Annotated in this window: 16 protein-coding genes; 9 read left to right on the top strand and 7 right to left on the bottom strand. The window is 66.7% G+C overall.

Annotation, left to right across the window (positions count from 1 at the left end; translation table 11 throughout):
- Positions 1 to 47 precede the first annotated feature (47 nt).
- Together J2W23_RS29135 and J2W23_RS29130 are read left to right on the top strand one after the other, a co-directional pair.
- Complete coding sequence (locus tag J2W23_RS29135) at positions 48 to 710, top strand: DUF3540 domain-containing protein (RefSeq protein WP_176656952.1); 663 nt, start codon at positions 48 to 50, stop codon at positions 708 to 710.
- Between the two features lie 55 nt (positions 711 to 765).
- The gene (locus J2W23_RS29130) at positions 766 to 1,149 is read left to right on the top strand and encodes a DUF4150 domain-containing protein (protein ID WP_176656953.1); all 384 of its coding nucleotides are present in this window, start codon (positions 766 to 768) and stop codon (positions 1,147 to 1,149) included.
- Positions 1,150 to 1,170: 21 nt separating this feature from the next.
- Here the strand turns inward: J2W23_RS29130 and J2W23_RS29125 are convergent, their stop codons facing one another.
- Genes J2W23_RS29125 through J2W23_RS29115 form a run of 3 tightly spaced genes read right to left on the bottom strand, consistent with a single transcriptional unit; the run spans position 1,171 to position 4,324 of the window.
- Entirely contained in the window at positions 1,171 to 1,980 is an 810-nt protein-coding gene (locus J2W23_RS29125) for a PP2C family protein-serine/threonine phosphatase (RefSeq protein ID WP_176656954.1), read from the bottom strand.
- Positions 1,973 to 3,964, bottom strand: coding sequence for a type VI secretion system-associated FHA domain protein TagH (tagH, locus tag J2W23_RS29120; protein WP_307651214.1), 1,992 nt, complete (start codon positions 3,962 to 3,964; stop codon positions 1,973 to 1,975). Before tagH ends, J2W23_RS29125 begins: the two co-directional genes overlap by 8 nt.
- 48 nt (positions 3,965 to 4,012) lie before the next feature.
- Entirely contained in the window at positions 4,013 to 4,324 is a 312-nt protein-coding gene (locus J2W23_RS29115; protein ID WP_307651213.1) for a TssQ family T6SS-associated lipoprotein, read from the bottom strand.
- A gap of 229 nt (positions 4,325 to 4,553) precedes the next feature.
- Between J2W23_RS29115 and tssJ the strand changes: the two genes are divergently transcribed.
- The 6 genes from tssJ (at position 4,554) to J2W23_RS29085 (ending at position 14,310) form a co-directional block, all read left to right on the top strand.
- Entirely contained in the window at positions 4,554 to 5,072 is a 519-nt protein-coding gene (tssJ, locus tag J2W23_RS29110) for a type VI secretion system lipoprotein TssJ (protein WP_307651212.1), read from the top strand.
- A 244-nt stretch (positions 5,073 to 5,316) separates the two neighbouring features.
- Complete coding sequence (gene tssK, locus J2W23_RS29105; protein WP_307651252.1) at positions 5,317 to 6,612, top strand: type VI secretion system baseplate subunit TssK; 1,296 nt, start codon at positions 5,317 to 5,319, stop codon at positions 6,610 to 6,612.
- Between the two features lie 8 nt (positions 6,613 to 6,620).
- A complete protein-coding gene (locus J2W23_RS29100) occupies positions 6,621 to 7,973 on the top strand; it encodes a DotU family type VI secretion system protein (RefSeq protein WP_176656959.1) in 1,353 nt (450 codons plus the stop codon).
- A complete protein-coding gene (gene tssM, locus J2W23_RS29095; protein ID WP_307651211.1) occupies positions 7,973 to 11,608 on the top strand; it encodes a type VI secretion system membrane subunit TssM in 3,636 nt (1,211 codons plus the stop codon). Before J2W23_RS29100 ends, tssM begins: the two co-directional genes overlap by 1 nt.
- A gap of 1 nt (position 11,609) precedes the next feature.
- On the top strand, positions 11,610 to 12,323 hold the full coding sequence (gene tagF, locus J2W23_RS29090; RefSeq protein WP_176656961.1) for a type VI secretion system-associated protein TagF: 714 nt from the start codon (positions 11,610 to 11,612) through the stop codon (positions 12,321 to 12,323).
- Between the two features lie 31 nt (positions 12,324 to 12,354).
- Positions 12,355 to 14,310, top strand: a complete 1,956-nt coding sequence (locus tag J2W23_RS29085; RefSeq protein ID WP_307651210.1) for a serine/threonine protein kinase — start codon at positions 12,355 to 12,357, stop codon at positions 14,308 to 14,310.
- Between the two features lie 260 nt (positions 14,311 to 14,570).
- Here the strand turns inward: J2W23_RS29085 and J2W23_RS29080 are convergent, their stop codons facing one another.
- The 4 genes from J2W23_RS29080 to J2W23_RS31410 all read right to left on the bottom strand — a co-directional run bounded on the left by J2W23_RS29080 (position 14,571) and on the right by J2W23_RS31410 (position 16,893).
- On the bottom strand, positions 14,571 to 15,056 hold the full coding sequence (locus J2W23_RS29080) for a RecQ family zinc-binding domain-containing protein (RefSeq protein ID WP_307651209.1): 486 nt from the start codon (positions 15,054 to 15,056) through the stop codon (positions 14,571 to 14,573).
- A 112-nt stretch (positions 15,057 to 15,168) separates the two neighbouring features.
- Entirely contained in the window at positions 15,169 to 15,477 is a 309-nt protein-coding gene (locus J2W23_RS29075; RefSeq protein ID WP_307651208.1) for a DUF2934 domain-containing protein, read from the bottom strand.
- A gap of 18 nt (positions 15,478 to 15,495) precedes the next feature.
- The gene (locus tag J2W23_RS29070) at positions 15,496 to 16,215 is read right to left on the bottom strand and encodes a glycosyltransferase (RefSeq protein WP_307651207.1); all 720 of its coding nucleotides are present in this window, start codon (positions 16,213 to 16,215) and stop codon (positions 15,496 to 15,498) included.
- Between the two features lie 219 nt (positions 16,216 to 16,434).
- Positions 16,435 to 16,893, bottom strand: a complete 459-nt coding sequence (locus tag J2W23_RS31410; RefSeq protein WP_373424003.1) for a hypothetical protein — start codon at positions 16,891 to 16,893, stop codon at positions 16,435 to 16,437.
- On the opposite strand from J2W23_RS31410, the gene J2W23_RS29065 reads away from it, so the two are divergent.
- Positions 16,865 to 18,928 carry a catalase gene (locus J2W23_RS29065; RefSeq protein WP_373424002.1) on the top strand — a complete coding sequence of 688 codons (2,064 nt, stop codon included), beginning with the start codon at positions 16,865 to 16,867 and terminating at the stop codon, positions 18,926 to 18,928. The two genes, J2W23_RS31410 and J2W23_RS29065, sit on opposite strands and share 29 nt — an antisense overlap.
- The last annotated feature ends 175 nt before the right edge of the window (positions 18,929 to 19,103 follow it).

Genomic DNA, 19,103 nt, shown 5'->3' with positions numbered 1-19,103 from the left:
CCCGCCGCATCGCAGGTCTTCCCGCAGATCAGACAAGGAGATTCATCATGACAGTCGTTCCACTGCGCACACCGGTCGACGTGTCCGGGCCGGTCCAGCACCTGGGCCAGCTGGTGTCCGTCGATGCCGACGGGCTGTTCGAGGTACACACCGAAGACGGTGCCACCTGGCACTGCCGCCGTGCCGCCAGCTGCCTGCTCCAGCCGCAGCCAGGCGACACCGTGTTGCTGTCGGGGCCGGACCCCCGGCGGGTCTACCTTCTTGCCGTCATCGAGCAGGCCGATGCGTCGGTGAGCCGTATAGAGGCCCCCGGCGATCTGCGTCTGGCGGCGCCTGCGGGGGCCATCTCGATCGAAAGCGCCGCAGACATTCGCCTTCACAGCGCGGCGACGCTGGCGATGCAGGGTGCGCAATGGGCGCTCGAGGCGCAACAGGCGCAGTGCGACGTGCGCGAGATGCGCTACACCGGGCAGGCACTCGATGCCACGGTTGGCCGGATGCGCCTGGTCGGCCAGGTGTTCGAGTCGGTGGCTGAGCGCGTGATGCAGATCGCGCGCAACGCGCTGCGCTTTGTCGACGGCGTCGACCAAGTGCGCGTTGGCCACCTTGACCTGCGTGCCCAGGAGACGGCCATCGTCCACGGCAAGCACGTGGTGATCACGGGCAAGGAACTGATGAAGGTCGACGCCGGACAGATTCACATGGGCTGAAACAGGCGCGTCCCTCCCCACCATCACCCCACAACAACCTCAAGGAGAAAACACAATGCTGGCGACACACCAATGGATGGGCGGCGCACTGGCGTTTCCGGACGTCTGCAAGATGCCGTTCCCATTCCCGTTCTTCAACCTTGGCCTGCGTCCCATGACCATTCCGGCATGCTGGCACATCCTGCTGTTCGGGGGGCCGATGCACAACCTCTTTGCCAAGACGCCCATCACGCTGCTCGATCAGCCCGGGGTTCTTGGCGGCGTCATCTCGCAAGTGTTCATGCAGATGCAACGGCACATCACGGGTTCCTTCACCTTGTTGTTGCGGGGCGGCCCGGCCACGCGATTGACCAGTCTTGCGATTCAGAACCGCATGAACATCGTTGGGTTTGAATGCATACCCGGCATTCACTTCAAGTTTTTCAACTTCAAGTTCTGAAGTGCGACGCGGGCGGCGGCGTCACGATGCGGATCGGGTCGTCCCCGCCAGCGTCACCTGCTGCGGAAACCCCACCCACACCGCCAGCGCCGAGTAGTTGTCGCGCGACTTGTCGGCCTTCGCTTCGGCCGCGCGCCGCAGCAGTGCGAGCCATTCCTCGGCGCTGTCGGCCAGCTGCAGCGAACGCTCCATCACCTGCTGCGAGATCAATTGCCAGAGCCCGTCGGTACACAGCAGGAATGCATCGCCATCGGCCAGTTGCTGCGATGTCGACACCGTGGTCTCGGCCGTTGCGCGCGCACCGAGCGCGCGGTACAGCAGGTTGGTCTTGACCAGGCGCTCGCCGCCGTTGGTGCCGCTGCCGATCGCGGCTTCGCCCGAGCGCTCCGACAGGCTGTGGTCTTCGGTGCGCTGCATCAGCGCGCCGCGGCGGAACCAGTAGAGGCGGCTGTCGCCCACGTGGGCCCAGCAGGCCTGGCCGCTTGCGCGGTTCACGAACAGCGAAACGATGGTCGCGCTCATGCGGCTTTGGTCGGCGAGTTCGCGCTGCTTCGCGAGGATGGCGTCGTTGGCCGCCTTCACCGCTTGGCGGATGTCGTCCGCCGCGACAGAAGGATGGCCGACGAAAGTATTGAGCGCGGTGTCCACCGCGATGCGCGCGGCCATCTCGCCGCCCGCGTTGCCGCCGACACCGTCGCTCACGACGAAGCACGCGTTGTGCTCATCGAGGTGGTAACCGATGGCGTCCTGGTTGCCGGAGCGCTCGCCCACGCAGGAGAACTGCGAGGTAGAGATGGGAACCGCGAAAGCGGCGCGGGTGGCGTCAAGCACGGCGCGCTTCCTTCAGGCGTTCCATCTCCCTGTCGTAGGCTTGCTGGAAAGCGCGGCCGAAGACGGCCTGGAAATCGTCTTCGACGGCGGCGGTCGTTTCCGCGTGCAGCTGCCGCAGCTGGCGCCACAGGCGCGCCTCGCGCCCGCCGGGCAACATCTTTTCGCTCAGGCTGCCGTCATGCGGCGTGGTGCGGTTCAGCGTCGCGGGGTCGAAGCGCTGCAGCACGGTGAGCAGCGCCGCGCGCATGCCGGCCACCATGCCCAGTTGGTGCGATTGCAGGTCGCCAAGCGCATCGTGTACTGCGGCTTCGGGCGTGAGAAAACCGGGCATGCGCGCGCCGAACATCTGCATCAGCACGGCACGGCCGTTGGGAAGAATCTTGAAGGGGTTGTTCTCTTCGTCCACGATCATCGTGATCTCGGCGCGTACCTCGCGCTTGAGCATCGCGCGCGACGACAAGAGCTCGATGGTGCCGTCGGTGAACGCGCGCATCAGCCGGCCGAGGTGGCGCATGGCTTCCGCATCGAGCGGCTGCTGGCCGGCGACGTCGGGCACGCCGGCGCCTTCGAGAAAGGCCTTGAAGAGTTCGTCGGAGGAGGCGGGCGATGACGACGCTGGTGTGGGCGGGAGCGCCGCAGCCACCGCGGAAGGCGAAGGCGCAATGGGTGTCGGGGCCTGTTCGGGTTCGACGGGTTCCGGTGATGCGGTTTCGGCTGACGGAACGACCTCTGCGGCCGTGACCGGGAGTGCAGCGGCGGGAGCTTCCGGTTCGACGACAGGCGCGGGTGCCGCTGCTGCTTGAGGAGGAGGCGGTGGAGGAACTGGTGGAGGTTCAGGCGGCGGACTCGTCTCCGCCTTCACCGGCTTCACCTCGGGCGCATCGAATGCCACCGGGCTCGGCGGCCTGAATTGCGCCCCCACTTCGCGCGCATGGTTCGATTGGTTGAACACCTGCACGGCCGGCGGCTTGCCCAGCAGGTCGAGGGCCGGGTGCCTGTCGCTGAGCGGGTCTTCATGGGTGAGCGCAGTGGGGCGCGGATCGGCGAGCGGCGAGGGCGCGTTGCTGTCGGCCGCGAAGAACGAGAGCGGGTCCATGCCGCGCTTGAGCGCGATGTCGGACATGTCGTTCGTTGCCCCCGGGTTCAGTTCAGCGAGCGGATCGACGGGGTTTCTTCGCGCCTGCGATGGCAGCTCGAACGGCTCGTGCACCAAGGGGTCGGGCATCGGCGCCGGCGCGCTGTCGACGCGGCGAGGCGCGTTCGCGAGGATGGCGTCCCAATCGGCGGCGGAAGGAATCTGCGGTGCGGTTGGCGCAACCGTCCTTGTGAAGGGCGGTGGCGGTGGTGCAGCCGTGACCGCGGGCGCGGCGAACTGTTCCTGGGGCGGTGGTGAAAAGGCCGGCGCAGGCGTGGGCAGGGGCATCGGTGCAGGGACGGAAGCAGGTGCCGGCGCAGGCATCGCCACGGTCGTCGGCGGCGCGTCGCCGATAGGCAGCGCGCCCGCGCTGAACAGGTCCGAGAACACATCGGAGACCGGCGCTTCCTGCGGCAGCGCATCCAGCGAGCTCGCCGGCACCGCCTGCACCGCCTGCACCGCAGGAGGGGGCAGCGTTGCCGGCACATCGATCGGCGGTGTCGAAGGCGGCTTTGCGGGAATGCTCGCCGCGCGCTGCGCACTCGCAGCCTCCAGCACATAGCTCCCGATGGTCACACGGTCCCCGTCCGCAACGCGCGACTCTTCCTCATGCTGCAGCGTGCGCCCGTTCACGCTGATGGGCAGCACCGCGCTCATGTTACGCAGTACCACAGCGCCCTCTTCGTCGAAGCGCACGGTGGCCTGCAGGCGCGAGATCTGCCGCTGCTCGTCGGGCAGCACGAGGTGGTTGTCGGGGCTGCGTCCGATGGTGCCTCCGGGCGCTGCAAGCAGCGCCGAGGCGCCTGTTGCAACCGGCCTGCCGGCATGTTCGATCACGGTCCAGCGCATGGCGTCTTCCTGTTGATGTCGAGCGTCGGTCGGTGGTGACCGCGATGGTCAGCGCCTCATTCGCCTGGCGGCCTCGAAGGCGGGGCCCCACACCGGGTGCTTGCGCTCCGCGACGGTCAGATCAAAGCTTGGGAATGCATCGAGGATCCTGCGGAATTGCGCGCGGCATTCCGGGATCTGGTTGCTCACGCAATAGCTGAAGGCCTCCAGCTTCATCGCGCTCTGGCGCGTGGCGGGCTCGGCGCCTTCGAACACCGACACGCCGCCACTCTTGAGCGCAGAGATGGCCTTGGCGTAGTCGCCTTCGTCATAGGCCTGCTGCGCACGCTCGAGCGTGTCGCGTGCCACCTTCTGGCTCAAGCGTTCGGGTTGCGGTGGCGGCTCGGGCGGGGTCTGGCAACCGGATACCAGAAAAAGCGTGAACGCCAGAGCAGGCAGACATGACTTCAATCTTCTCTCCTACCTCGCGAAAGGCAATGAATGGCAATGCTCGAGACAGTATGCCGCCAGGTTGCGACACAAGCACACGTGTCGTCGTCTGTGTACACGACTTCGATAATATAGGCCGCGAACCTCTGAGGGAGATCTCATGCAGCGACGAACCTTGCTTCAAGGCGCACTTGCAACCACACCGTTGTTTGCGGGCCTCGTCAGTGGATGCGCATCGACGGCCAAGTCGTTGCCCACGCCCTATGCGGTCACCATCCGCATCGACGACGGCGTGAACCCCGACGGGCGCGGCCAGGCAGCGCCGATTCTCGTGAAGGTCTTCGAACTGAAATCTTCCGGTAACTTCGAGACCGCAGACTACTTTGCGCTCCAGGACCGCGACCGCGAGACGCTCTCGACCGAACTCGTCAACGCGGACCAGGCCATCATGCGAAGCGGCGAAGAGCGTGTCTTCAAGCGAGAAGCAGGACTCGACTCGCGCTCCATCGGCATCATCGCGGGCTACCGCAAGCTCGAAGTTGCGCGCTGGCGCATCGTGTTGCCGCTGAAGGAGCCGAAGCAAACCAATCTGTACAAGGTGTGGCAGTTCTCGCCCAGCGAACAAACCATGCGCATTGCCATCCGCAAGACAGGAATCGAATTACTACCAAGTCGTTAATTGCATCGAAAACGTAGTTCAAAAGTGCGAGAAATCAGTGCGCAAAATCCGGTGCAAAACGCAACAAGCGGCGTGTAGCATCAAGCGCAGAACGATCGATCGGGAGGCCGTTCATCAGAGCGCATCTCCCGCTTCCGTGTGAGCAATCCCAGGAGGTTCTTTGGTGACAGTTCGCAACCCGGGCTCCGCAAGATCGGGCGCCCATCCGCAGGCATTGGCGAACCGCGTGGTGTGGTCCGAAGGCATGTACCTGCGGCCCCAGCATTTCCAGCAACTGGAGCGCTACGTCGAGCAGTACGTCACGCGCCGTGCCGCGGGCCTGCAGGGCGCGTACTGGGGTTGGCTGCACCTGGACATCGATCGCGACGCCTATGCGCTCGGGCGCGTGTCGCTGCTCGGTGGCGCGGGCGTGCTGCCCGATGGCACGCCGTTCGCCTTCGGCATCGAAGACGCACCGCCGCCCTACGAAGTGCCCAACGATCTGACCGATGAACTCATCGTGCTCGCGCTGCCGTTGCGCAGGCCCGGCGGCGAAGAGGTCATCTTTGCCGAAGACGAGGGCTCGGCCGCGCGCTTTGGCGTGATCGAGCGCGAGGTTGCCGACGGCAACGCTGTGGCCCTCGGCCCGGCAGTGCTGCAGCTCGCGGCGCCGCGCCTGCGCCTTGCGCGCGCCTCGTCGCTCACCGCGGAGTGGCAGGCCATCGGTGCGGTGCGCGTGATCGAGCGGCGCACCGACCACAAGCTGGTGGTCGATGCCAACTACATCCCGCCGGTGCTCGATGCATCGGCCCACGCAATGCTGCGCAGCATGATCGCGGAGCTGCATGGCCTGCTCACGCAACGCTCCGAGGCGTTGGCCTCGCGGCTCTCTCAGCCGGGCCGGGGCGGCGTGAGCGAGGTGTCCGACTTCCTCTTGCTCGAACTGGTCAACCGCTACCTTGCGACCACCTGGCACGCACAGCAGGCGGTGCAGGTGCATCCCGAGCAACTGTTCATCGACTGGCTCAAGCTGGCCTGCCATCTCGCCACGCACACCTCGCCCACGCGGCGTCCGGTGCTGTGGCCGGTGTATGACCACGACAACCTCAACGAGAGCATCCGTCCGCTGATGGAAGAGCTCAGGCGATCGCTCTCGGCCGTGCTCGAGCAGAGCGCGATCGCCATCGAGCTGGAGGAGCGCAGCCACGGCGTGCGCGTGGGCCGCATGCCCGACCCGGTGCTGGTGCGCAACGCGGGCTTCGTGCTCGCGGTGCATGCGGACCTGCCGGCCGAGGCGATCCAGCAGCGCTTTCCCACGCAGGTCAAGATCGGTTCGGTCGAGCGCATTCGCGATCTCGTGCAGCTGCAGCTGCCGGGCGTCACGGTGCGTCCGCTGCCGGTGGCGCCGCGGCAGATTCCGTACAACGCGGGCTACCACTACTTCGAGCTCGACAAGAGCGGCGACATGTGGCGCCAACTCGAGAAATCCGGCGGCGTCGCCATGCACCTGGCCGGTGACTTTCCGGGTCTGGCCATGGAGTTCTGGGCCATCCGTCCGTGAGGGACCCTATGAACGGTGTCAACGACATGGCTGTCGGTCAGGGGGGCTTCGTGCCGCCGAACCCCGGCGGCGGCAATGGCGACGCGGGCGGCATGCCGGCATCGCCGCGCGGACTGGGCCAGCCGCCCGAATCCTTCACCGCATGGCACGACGCACGGCGCCCGCACGCGGGCGATACCGCGCTCGCAGGCAACAACCCGCTGGTGGCGGCCGCCAACCCGCTGCTCGACCTGATCCCGCAGATCCGCGCGACGGGCCATCACGATGCGCCCGCGCAGTTGCGCGAGAACCTCGTGGACGAAGTGCGCCGCTTCGAGACCCGCGCGCAGCAAAGCGGCATCTCGCCCGAGGTGATCATCGGCGCGCGCTACTGCCTGTGCACCGCGGTGGACGAAGCCGCGGCGCTCACCCCGTGGGGCGGCAGCATCTGGTCGTCGCAGAGCCTGCTGGTGATGTTCCACAACGAGACCTGGGGTGGCGAGAAATTCTTCCAGCTGCTCTCGCGCCTGGTGCAGAACCCGCAGCAGCACCTGCACCTGATCGAACTCATCTACTTCTGCCTGGCCATGGGTTTCGAAGGGCGCTTTCGCGTCATCGACAACGGCCGCACGCAGCTCGAAACCCTGAAGCAGCGTCTGCTGCAGATCATTCGCCAGACGCGCGGCGAAATCGCGCAGCCGCTGTCGCCGCACTGGCAGGACGCGACCGCACCGGTGCGCCGCACGCGCAACTGGCTGCCGGTGTGGGCCGTGGGCGCCGTGGCGGCGGTGTTGCTGGTGCTGACCTTCGCAGTGCTCACCTTCAACCTCGCGGGCACGTCCGATGGCGCGTTCGCGGCCGTCAATGCGGTGCGCCTGCCTCAGACGGCGCGCGCGGTCGTCATGCCCGCGCCGCAGCCGCGCCTGCAGCGCTTTCTCGAACCCGAGATCCGCGAAGGCCTGCTGACGGTGCGCGACGAGGCCGACCGCAGCGTGGTCGTGCTGCGCGGCGACGGGCTCTTCGCCTCCGGCTCCGACCGCGTGCTCGACCGTTATGCGCCGGTGCTCAGCCGCGTGGCGGATGCGCTCAATTCCGTGGAGGGCAACGTGCTGGTCAGCGGCTTCAGCGACGACCAGCCGATCCGCAGCGTGCGCTTTCCTTCCAACTGGCAGCTTTCGCAGGCGCGCGCCGACTCTGTCAAGAAAATGCTGGCCGCGCGCATCACGCGGCCTGAACGCCTGCGCGCCGAAGGCCGCGGCGATGCCGATCCGCTCGCGCCCAACGACTCGCCGGCCAACCGCGCGCGCAACCGCCGCGTCGAGGTCACGCTGCTGGTCGCGCCCGTGGCGCCGTCCGCACAACAGCAAGGGGGAACCCGCTGATGCTGCGTTCCATCTTCCGTTTCTTCATCAGCCGCGACCTGTGGATCTTTCTCGGCCTGCTGGCCGTGGCGTTCCTGATCTGGGTCATTGGCCCCGTCATCGCCGTGGGCCGCTACCGGCCGTTCGAAAGCGAGTTCGTCCGCATCGTCGTCATCGCGCTGATGTTCGCGATCTGGATCGTGCGGCTGGTTTATCGCAAGTGGCGCGAGCGCCGGCTCAATGCGCAGTTGCTCAACCAGCTGCGCGTTCCTTCGAAGAAGGAAAAAGAGGCCAGGCCCGAAGACGCGCCCGAGATCAAGGAGCTGCAGAGCGGCTTCACCGACGCCACCGCGATCCTGAAGAACATGCGCTTCGGACAGGGCGCCGACGGCAAGCCCGCAAGCCGCTTCTCGGTGTTCGACCGGCAGTACCTGTACCAGCTGCCCTGGTACATCTTCATCGGCGCACCGGGCTCGGGCAAGACCACGGCGCTGGTCAATTCCGACCTGGACTTTCCGCTCGCCGACCAGCTGGGCAAGGCCGCTGTGCGCGGCATCGGCGGCACGCGCAACTGCGACTGGTGGTTCACCAACGAAGCGGTGCTGATCGACACGGCAGGCCGCTACACCACGCACGAGAGCAACCGCGAGACCGACGAGGGCGAGTGGAAGGGCTTTCTCGACCTGCTCAAGAAATTCCGTCCGCGCCAGCCGATCAACGGCGCGATTCTCACCATCAGCATCGCCGACCTGCCGCTGGCCGACGACGCGCAACGCGCGCGCCATGCGATGTCATTGCGCAAGCGTCTGCTGGAGTTGCGCAACGATCTGGGCATCGGCTTCCCGGTCTATGTGCTGGTGACCAAGACCGACCTCTTGGCCGGCTTCAACGAGTACTTCGGATCGATGGGCCGCGCCGAGCGCGCGCAGGTTTGGGGCTTTACCTTCCCCATCGAGGCCAACCCCGCGGATGCCGCGAAGGCCGACCTGCGAGAGCGCTTCCACCAGGAATACAAGCTGCTGCACCAGCGCCTGGACGAACGCCTGCCCGAGTTGATGGCCGCCGAGCCCGACCCGATGCGCCGCGCGCAGGCCTACCTGCTGCCGCAGCAGTTCGCGAGCTTCGAGGACATCCTGGGCACCTTCCTGGCCGACGTGTTCAACCCCTCGAAGTTCGAGGCCGCGTCGATGCTGCGCGGCGTGTATTTCACGAGCGGCACGCAGGAGGGCACGGCCTTCGACCGCGTGATGGGCGCGATCAAGCGCTACCTGCAGGTCAACGCGCCGCCCGCGCCGCCGCCGGGTCCGGGCAAGAGCTACTTCCTGAAGGAACTGCTCCAGCAGGTGATCTTCCGTGATGCGGGCGTGGCCGGCACCAACCTGCGCTGGTACCGCCGCCGCCGCGCCATCGACATCGCGGGCTACAGCCTCATCGGTGTGCTGCTGGTGGTGCTGCTCGGCGCCTGCGTGAACAGCTGGCGCAACAACAAAGACTACGTGGCCGAGGTCGACAACAACGCCAAGGCCTTCAACAAGGCCGCGGCGCGCGGCGAGCTGCCGACGGTGGTCGATGCGAGCGGCGACCTCGCGAGTTCGCTGTTGATCCTCGATCGGCTGCGCGACCTGCCCAAGTCGGGCCAGTTCGACATCGGCGATCCGCCGGTGTCCTACCGCTTCGGTCTCTACCAGGGCGAGAAGCTGCAGGCCGCGACCGATGGCGTCTACCAGCGTGCACTGGAGAGCGTGCTGCTGCCGCAGTCGGCACAGCGCATCGAGCAGTCGCTGCGCGATGCCGCGAAGATCGATGCCGAGTACAGCTACGAGGCGCTCAAGGCCTACCTCATGCTGTACGACGCCGAGCGCTACGACGCCGACTTTTTGCAGGCATGGCTGCTCACCGACGTGGACCGAAAGATCGGGGCCTCGCTCACGCGCGAGCAGCGCACCAACCTCGAGTCGCACCTGAAGGCGCTGTTCGCGGGGCGCGTGGTGGCATCGCCGTTTGCCAAGGACGACAAGCTCATCACGCAGACGCGGGAGCGCCTGGCCGGCGTGCCGCTCGCGCAGCGCTCGTATGCGCGGCTGCGCCGCATCCTGCTGCAAACCAGCCCGCCCAATGCCTTCACCATCGCCGAGATGGCGGGGGCCGAGTCGGCGCTGGTGATCCGGCGCGCGAGCGGCAAGCCGCTGACCGACGGCATCCCCACGCTCTTCACCTACCGCGGCTACTGGGACATCTTCGACAAGCGCATGGCCGAGACCACGCTCGCGCTCGAACAGGAAGACCGCTGGGTACTGCAGATCCGCGCGCCCGGCATGACCGACATCACTTCTCGCGAGTTGCTGCTGCGCGAAGTGCGGCGGCTCTACCTCACCGACTACATCCGCGTGTGGGACGAGTACCTGGCCGACGTTCGGCTGGCGGAGAGCAAGTCGCTGCTGCAGAGCATCCAGATGACGCGCGTGCTCTCCACGGGCGAGTCGCCGATGTCGCGGCTGATTCGTGGTGCGGCGCGGGAAACAGATCTGCTGCGCAACCACGACGAGGCCGCGCGCAGCCTGCTCGACCAGGCGCAGAACCGCGTGGCCAGCACGCGCGAGCGCATCGAGCAGCTCATCGGCCAGCCAGACGGCAGCCAGCGCCGCAACGCCGCCCCCGACCGCCCCGAGTCGCTGGTGGACAACCACTTCGAGCCGCTGCGCCGCATGGTGACCGCGCCCAAGGCGGGCGGGCAGACGCCGCTGGATGCCACGGCGGCCCTCATCAACGAGCTCTACACCTTCCTCACCGCCACCGACACGGCGCTGCGCAGCGGCAACATTCCGCCGTCAAGTGATGCGGTCACCAAGGTACAGGCGGAGGCGGGCCGGCTGCCGGTGCCGTTCCAGGGGATGCTGAACGACCTGTCGGCCACCGCGTCGTCGAAGGCGGCGGCTGTGACGCGGCAGAACATCGGCCAGAACGCGGCGGCGACCATCGGGCAGTTCTGCAACCAGGCGATTGCGGGGCGCTACCCGTTCACGCGCGGCTCGCCGCGCGACGTGGCGGCCGGCGACTTCGCGCAGCTGTTCGCGCCGGGCGGGATGATGGACGACTTCTTCCAGAAGAACCTGGCCTCGCAGGTCGACACCTCGGTCAATCCGTGGACCTTCAAGCGCGGTGTCGACGGCAGCGCGGCGGGGCGCTCGGCGTACCTCGATTCGTTCCAGAAGGCACAGGCGATCCGCGACGTGTTCTTCACCGGCATGGCGGGCGGCCGCACGCCGTCGTTCACCATCGACCTGCGGCCCGAAGACATGGACGCCGCCATCACCCAGTTCACGCTCGACATCGACGGCCAGACGGTGCGCTATGCACACGGCCCGCAGGCGCCGAGCACGGTCAAGTGGCCGGGCCCGCGCAACAGCAACCAGGTGCGCCTGCAGGTGACAACCGCCAACGGCACGCCGGCCGGCGGCATCGTGACCGAAGGGCCGTGGGCGCTGCACCGGCTCTTCGACAAGGCCTCGGTGTCGGCGGGGCGTTCGCCCGAATCGTTCAACGCGACCTTCGACCTGCAGGGCAAGAAGGTGGTGCTGGCGGTGACGGCCAACAGCGTCTACAACCCGCTGCGGCTCAACCAGATGAGCGGGTTCTCGTGCCCCGGGAAATCCTAGGATGAACAGCAGCATTCCCCCGCAAGCCTGGGTCCCCGTCGACGAGCAGATCGGCTGGTACGGCAAGCTGCCCGGCGCCGGCGACTTTCTCTACCGCCGCATGCCGCGCGAGCTGCAGGCCTGGTGGGACCGCTGGATGCAGAACGGCCTGGGCAGCTTCAAGCGCTGGCCCGATGCGATGACGCGCCACTACGCGGTCGCGCCGGTCTGGAACTTCGCCATTCCGGCGACGCAGGGCGTGGACGCCGTGCAGTTCGGCTGCATCGCCCCCAGCTGCGACCGGGTGGGCCGGTACTACCCCGTGTGCGTGACGCTGCAGGTGTCGGCATCGAACTACCGCCCCGCCGTGCTCGAAGGCTCGGCCGCGTGGTACTGGCAGTGCGGCACCGCGTTGCTGCAGGCCATTCGCCACGGCGTGGCACCCGACCAGTTCGACGGCCAGATCCTTGCCGCCGCGCGCGCGGGCTTTCGCACCGCCAGCGGTGGCTCGGACGACATTCTTTCGATCCTCGGGCCTACAGCCGCTGGCGCGAGCGCCCAACAACGCCTGGGCTGGCCCGAACTTCCACTGTGCTTCGATGCTTTCGGCAGCACCAGCTACTGGTGGACCAACCAGGCCGACGGCTCACCGTTGCGCACCGCTGCCCATGGCGGCGGCCTCAACACACCGCTGTTCTCGAAATTGTTTTCGCAGGGGCATGTGCCATGGGCATGAAAAACCGGCCTTTCGCGACAGGAGGAGATGAATGACGACGTACGGCAGCAGCAGCGGCAGCGGCGACAGTCCGCCGTCCGATGCGCAGGACACGGAGAAACCGCACCCCCTGGGCGTGGGCCACCGGCTGGACGAATTCGAGCTGCTGGAGGTGATCGGCGAAGGCGGCTTCGGCATCGTCTACCGCGCCTACGACCACTCGCTGCAGCGCGAGGTCGCGATCAAGGAATACATGCCCTCCATGCTCGCGCGCCGCGTGGGCGACAACAGCGTGCACGTGCGCTCCGAGCGGCTCACCGCCACCTTCCAGGCAGGCCTTCGCAGCTTCATCAACGAGGCACGCACGCTCGCGCAGTTCAGTCATCCGGCGCTGGTGCGGGTGCATCGCTTCTGGGAGTCGAACTCCACCGCCTACATGGCGATCCAGCTCTACAGGGGCCGCACGCTGCGCCGCCTGGCCGAGGAAGAGCCCTCGAAAATCACCGAGCGGTGGCTGCTGGGCATGCTCGGTCCGCTGCTCGGCGCGCTGGAGACGCTGCACCGCAACCAGTGCTTCCACCGCGACATCGCACCCGACAACATCTTCCTCCAGCACGACGACCTGCCGGTGCTGCTCGACTTCGGCGCGGCGCGCAAGTCGATTGCCGACCTGGTCGACGAGGTGGCGGTGATGGTGAAGTCGGGCTACTCGCCCATCGAGCAGTACGCCGACGACAACACGCTGCTGCAGGGCGCGTGGACCGACATGTATGCGCTGGGCGCCGTGCTGTACCGCGCGGTCACCGGGCACCCGCCGCCCTCGGCCGTGGTACGCAGCGTGCAGGACGCCTACGTGCCGTTGTCGTCCATGGGCCGCAGCGACCTGAGCCCCGGCTTCTGCGCCGCGGTCGACCACACGCTGGCCGTACATAGCAAGGACCGCACGCAGACCGTCGCCGTGTTCGCGGCCGAACTGGGGCTCGTGAAGCTGGGCGACATCTACGTCAACGCAGCGGCCGCGCCGACGGTGATCATTCCGTCCGCGCCGGTGCCGGCCACGCCGCCGCCTCTGCCGCTCTCGCCCATGCCGGCACCGCTCGAAACAACCGCCGTCGTCGCGCAGCCTGCGGCAGTGGCCGAGCCGGTGCAGACCCAGCCTCTTGCGCGGCCGCCGCGTGCCGTGCCGAACGCGAGCGGCAGCAAGCCTGTCGCGCAGAAGAAGGCACCGGCTCTTGCGCGCTGGAGCTTGGTGGGCGGGTTGCTGATCGCACTCGTCGCCGTGGGGGCCTGGATCGGCCTGCGCATGACCTCGGGCAAGCCGGACATGACGACCGCCGTGGTGCCGATGCCACCGCCCGCAGCGCCCATGTCCAATCCCGCTGCGCCGCCGGCCGCCATGCCCGCACCCGGCACCAGTGCACCCGGCGCCGGGCCTCCGGCTACCGACGGCACGCCGTCAGCCGGCGGTGCGACGGTGATTTCGGACGGCACCGCCATGCCGCCCGCGGCTCCTGCGAGCGCGTCGGCGCAAGGACCACTGACGCCCCTCGAGAATGTGCCGGTCACAACGCCTTCAGCCGAGGCACAAGCGGCGGCGCCGCCGCCGGTGCCTCCGAAGGCTCCCAACGAAGTCGAGGACTGGAATATTGCCCAGGCCGAAAATTCGCGGGAAGGTTACGAGGCCTATCTGCGCCGCTACCGGCGCGGCCCGCACGCAAGAGACGCGCGCAACGCGATCGCGGAGCTGAATCGGCTTTCGGCGATCTCAGGCGCGCCGTCGACGGCGGCCTCACCGGGCATGGGGCGCGTGCAGTTCAACATCCGGCCGTGGGGTCAGGTGTTCGTCGACGGTGCAGACCGCGGGGTGAGCCCGCCGCTCAAGACGCTGCCCCTGCGACCGGGGATCTACAACATCGAGGTGCGCAATGGAGACCTCGAGGTGTACCGGCAGCGCGTGACGGTGCAGGACAGCCGGTCGGCGCCTGTAGTGGTGCATGAGTTCAAGTAGGCGAAATCCAGTCCGCAGTCATATGCGACGGATCAACGACGGCCGCCGCAACTCGTTTGTCTGTGGCATCTGCGTCTGTCGATCACCCGGCGTGCGTGCGCGGAGCCTCGATCCATCGATGAAGGCCGTGCTAGCTTATGCCCAGCTGGGCCGAGACATCGGCCGCCTAGCGACCGCGTTCGGTGATCTGTTCGAACGCATCGGCTTTGGACTCTTCGGCGTACCGCATGGCACCGCCTACAGGGCCAAAGACCGGAGGCTCAGAGGTGTCCACCCGATAACCAGGCACGATGCAGAGGGGGCACATAGTCCGGGTGAAAACAGCGCGGGGTTCCGTCCTCGAATCCGACGGTGATCGATGTCGCGTCCGAAGCGATGACCACGTCGGGTCCGAAGCGCCTGACTCGCACCCGATCGTCGGCGGTGAATGCAGGCGGTGTGCGTGCAACAGGCCCGGCCTCGTCGCCGATCATCACGATGGGCTGCGCCATTTCGTTTTCGTGGGCCGCGATGCGCCGGCAGTTGTCGCATGCGCCGCAGCGTTTCAGTTCCGCAGCCTGATCGAGATCGCTCAGGAGCAACTGCCACCTGCACTGGCCCGACCGCGCGTACGAAACCATACGTTCGAGCGTCTCGTGGTCCTGCTGTCGCCGTGTTCTGTAGGTATCGAGCACGGCCGGGAAGTCGACCTTTCCGGCCGCGCGCTGGCGCACCGAAATCCGCCCGCCCCGGTCGACCTGGAGCACCTGCTCCTGCCTAAACGGATGCCTTTCGGCCTCATGCCATGGGCGGTGCTAGTTCACGACAGCGATATTGGGTGGCATTTCTGATCGTGAGTTTCGCGCTGGCTCTCCTGTCCTATTCTCTACGTTGCCGCTCCACCTGAGCTTCAGCCTCCAACCAGTCGTCGATCTCGCTGCCTGGTGTGGCACCGCGGCGCTGATAGGCCTCGTAGGCAGCCCTGCGAATTGCATCTTCGCGGCTCTCGCCCTCGGCGGGTGCCGATGTATCGTCCGTAACCGCTGATTCGGCTTCACCGGGGTAGTCCGTGGTCTTGTTGGCTTCCCGTCCCATTCGACTGCCTTCCGTGGGGCTGTCTTGTCCGACTGCATGGCTCTGGTCAATGTTGATCGGCGACATCTCTTTCTGACTGCTGCTCTGTTTCATGTTGACTCCATTGAGAAGCTAGGGATTCAGTAAGCTGGGCAACGGGGAGAACCGCGGCTGTGACACGGCCTCGAGCCGTTGCACAACAGCGTGGCACAGGGCATCCGCAAATCCACCGGAAGCCTTGGCGTTCTTTCGTGCGCTCGTGACCACACGGGGCTTTGCGCTCCATGCCACCGATGCACCGGACGCGATCAATGCATCGACCAGTGCGACGTCTTCACTACACGCGAGATGCCTGAAGCCGCCGGCCAGCCTGTAAGCCGCTGCGGAGACGCCGAGGTTGGCTCCGTGGATGTGTGAATGCCCGTCGGCGTCTTGGTACGTCTGCTGGAAATGCCAGGCCAGCAATGTTGCGTGGCAGCCGTGCGGCGTCCAGTCGACCACGCCCACCGTTCCGCACACGGCATCGGCGCGCAGCGCAAGCTGTTCCACCAACCAAGAGGGCGAGACAACGGTATCGGCATCGGTGAAGGACAGCCAGCGCGCGCCGCGCGCAAGAAGCGCCTGAGCCCCCGCTGCGCGCGCCATGCCGACGTTGCGTGCGCGAATGCTCAGCGTCGTCGCGCCGGCGGCGCAGGCATATACACCCGTGGCGTCGGTGCATGCATCTAGCACCACAACGATCTCCACGGACTCGCCTCCCAGGTCGGGATGTCTGGCTGCTGCGGCCAGTGCTTGCAGGCACGAGCGCACGCAAGCTTCTTCGTTGTGGGCTGGGACGACGATGCCGATCACTTGTTTTCTTTCTGCCCGGCGCAACGGACCGGGTTTCCTCAGGCTGAGCGCGACAGGGTTTGCACGGCGTCAGTGCGGGAGCGGTGCACACGTAGGCGCGGACGAACCCCGAACACGCATGGACTCTTCTCTACCCCTTGTTTGCTCCCCAGGACGCCCTGCGTCCCAATCCTCGGGCGCAATGGCATGGGCGCCTACAACGCCGCAAATACACGGCGCCTAGCGTGTGTTTCCCACTTTCCTTCCCACCTCGAGAGACAAACCCATGGCCAAGAAATCCCCAGCTTCCTCGGCAGCCAGCGCCGCCGAGATCGATGCGGCCCGCGCCGCCGCACGCAACACCGACAGCGGGCCCGCCAGTCCCGCCCCCGCGAACGCAGGCAAGGGCGATGCGCCGGCGCAGAAGGCCATCGACACCCAGGCGCTGGCCAGTGGCATGCCCGCCAATAACAACAAGCCGCTCGAGTATGGCCAAGACAACGCACAGGCCACGCCCGCGGGCGTCACGGTCACACCGCCGTCCCGACTGCCAGGTGCGAGCACGCTTTCGGAGCGCAACCCCTCGGACAAGACCGGCGCCGCGGCACGCGAAGGGCTCAATGCGACGATCGGTACGCTGGACCGCGTGCGCGTCGATTCGAGCGGGCAGGTGCTCACCACCAACCAGGGCGTCGCCATCGCCGACAACCAGAATTCGCTCAAGGCCGGCGCGCGCGGCCCCGCGCTGCTCGAAGACTTCATCCTGCGCGAGAAGATCACTCACTTCGATCACGAGCGTATCCCCGAGCGCATCGTGCATGCGCGCGGCTCCGGTGCTCATGGCTTCTTCGAGTGCTACGAGCCGCTGACAAAGCACACCAAGGCAGCGCCCTTCCAGGAGGCCGGCAAGATCACGCCGGTGTTCGTGCGCTTCTCGACGGTGGCCGGCGAACGCGGGTCGAAGGACACCGCGCGCGACGTGCGCGGTTTCGCGGTCAAGTTCTATACGGACGAAGGCAATTGGGACCTGGTGGGCAACAACATGCCGGTGTTCTTCATCCAGGACGCGATGAAGTTCCCGGACCTCGTACATGCCGTGAAGCCTGAGCCGCACCACCAGATGCCGCAGGCCGCCAGCGCGCACGACACCTTCTGGGATTTCGTGTCGCTGATGCCTGAGTCGACGCACATGCTGATGTGGCAGATGTCGGACCGCGCCATTCCGCGCAGCTATCGCATGATGCAGGGCTTCGGCGTGCACACCTTCCGCCTGGTCAACGAGGCTGGCGAGAGCGTCCTCGTCAAGTTCCACTGGCAGCCCAAGCTCGGGACCCATTCGCTGGTGTGGGAGGAAGCGGTCAAGATCTCCGGCGCCGATCCGGATTTCCATCGCCGCGACCTGTGGGAGGCGATCGAGGCGGGCGAGTATCCCGAATGGGAACTGGGGCTGCAGATCTTCACCGAGGAACAGGCCGAACAGTTCAGCTTCGATATCCTGGATGCGACCAAGCTCATCCCCGAGGAATTGGTGCCGGTGCAGATCGTGGGGCGCATGGTGCTCAACCGCAATCCCGACAACTTCTTCGCAGAGACCGAGCAGGTCGCGTTCTGCACGGCCCACATCGTGCCCGGACTGGACTTCACGAACGATCCGCTGTTGGCAGGTCGCATCCACTCCTATGTCGACACGCAGATCACTCGCCTGGGCGGGCCAAATTTCCACGAACTGCCGATCAACGCGCCGATTGCGCAGGTGCACAACAACCAGCGCGACGGCATGCATCGACAGGCTATCCCCCGTGGCCGCGTCGCCTACGAGCCCAATTCACTCGCCGGCGGCTGCCCGTTCCAGGCGGGCGCCGCACAAGGGTTCACCAGCGTGGCCCGACGGCTCGATGCCAAGGAGAGTGCAGACAAGGTGCGCGTCAAGCCCGAGAAGTTCGCCGATCACTACACCCAGGCCCGGCTGTTCTTCGAAAGCCAGAGCGAGGTGGAGAAGGCGCATATCGGCAATGCTTTCCGCTTTGAACTCTCCAAGGTGACTGTCCCTGCGATCCGGGAGCGCGTGGTGGCGAGCCTGCTCAATGCGGCCCCGGATCTGGCGCAGCGCCTCGCACAGGACCTCGGAATGGAATTGCCCGCGCCGATGCCCAAGGCGCTGGACAATCCAGCGCCTCCCGAAGTCGAAGCGTCATCGGCGCTGTCGTTGCTCGCCCGGCCGGGTGACGGTGGTATCCGCACCCGCAAGATTGCGGTGCTCGTTGCAAACGGTGTCGAAGGCACGTCGTTGCAAAAGCTCATCTCCGCACTCGTCGCCGCCGGCGCGGTGCCGCGGCTCATTGGTGCCCGGCTTGGCACCTATGTCGGCGCGGGCGGCGAAAAGTTCGCCGCCGATGCGACCATGGAGAACTCGCCGGGCTTTCTTTTCGACGCACTCGTCCTGCCCGATGGCGCGGCAGCTGTCGAAGCGCTCGATGCGGATGCCCACACGCTCGAATTTCTTCGCGACCAGTACTGGCATTGCAAGACGATCCTCGCGCTGGGCGCGTCCGAAGCGCTTCTGGCCGAGGCACAGATCCCGATGACCCTGCCGGACGGTTCCGTGGACCCCGGTCTCATCTTGGCGGATGCGGCTGGCGCTGACGCAGGAATCGCCGCTTTCATCGACGCCATGGGCGCTCATCGCCACTTCGGACGAGAAAACGATCCCCCCAAGGCGGTGCCGCCGAATTGATCGCGGAGACGGTCGCTGGGCGTTGAAAGAACCAAAACCGTCCATGTCTGCTGTCGGGCGCGAACCACGCGTTGTCGAAACAGAATCGCGGCGGGCCTACGGAGCGCTCGTGGTGTCGTGGATCACCGAGATCACGCTCGGCGCCACGGCCACAGCAACGATCACGAAGCCTGTG

It is taken from the genome of Variovorax boronicumulans (assembly GCF_030812215.1).
GTDB classification, from domain to species: Bacteria; Pseudomonadota; Gammaproteobacteria; order Burkholderiales; family Burkholderiaceae_C; genus Variovorax; species Variovorax boronicumulans_C.
This window is presented reverse-complemented; position numbering and strand designations above follow the sequence as displayed.

Bases quoted from the DNA above. Each gene is read 5' to 3' on its own strand.
- tssJ (WP_307651212.1), top strand. From the start codon at position 4,554: ATGCAGCGACGAACCTTGCTTCAAGGCGCACTTGCAACCACACCGTTG.
- tagH (WP_307651214.1), bottom strand. From the start codon at position 3,964: ATGCGCTGGACCGTGATCGAACATGCCGGCAGGCCGGTTGCAACAGGC.
- tssK (WP_307651252.1), top strand. From the start codon at position 5,317: ATGTACCTGCGGCCCCAGCATTTCCAGCAACTGGAGCGCTACGTCGAG.
- J2W23_RS29130 (WP_176656953.1), top strand. From the start codon at position 766: ATGCTGGCGACACACCAATGGATGGGCGGCGCACTGGCGTTTCCGGAC.
- J2W23_RS29075 (WP_307651208.1), bottom strand. From the start codon at position 15,477: ATGAAACAGAGCAGCAGTCAGAAAGAGATGTCGCCGATCAACATTGAC.
- J2W23_RS29135 (WP_176656952.1), top strand. From the start codon at position 48: ATGACAGTCGTTCCACTGCGCACACCGGTCGACGTGTCCGGGCCGGTC.
- J2W23_RS29085 (WP_307651210.1), top strand. From the start codon at position 12,355: ATGACGACGTACGGCAGCAGCAGCGGCAGCGGCGACAGTCCGCCGTCC.
- tagF (WP_176656961.1), top strand. From the start codon at position 11,610: ATGAACAGCAGCATTCCCCCGCAAGCCTGGGTCCCCGTCGACGAGCAG.
- J2W23_RS31410 (WP_373424003.1), bottom strand. From the start codon at position 16,893: ATGGCGACGCCCTGGTTGGTGGTGAGCACCTGCCCGCTCGAATCGACG.
- tssM (WP_307651211.1), top strand. From the start codon at position 7,973: ATGCTGCGTTCCATCTTCCGTTTCTTCATCAGCCGCGACCTGTGGATC.
- J2W23_RS29100 (WP_176656959.1), top strand. From the start codon at position 6,621: ATGAACGGTGTCAACGACATGGCTGTCGGTCAGGGGGGCTTCGTGCCG.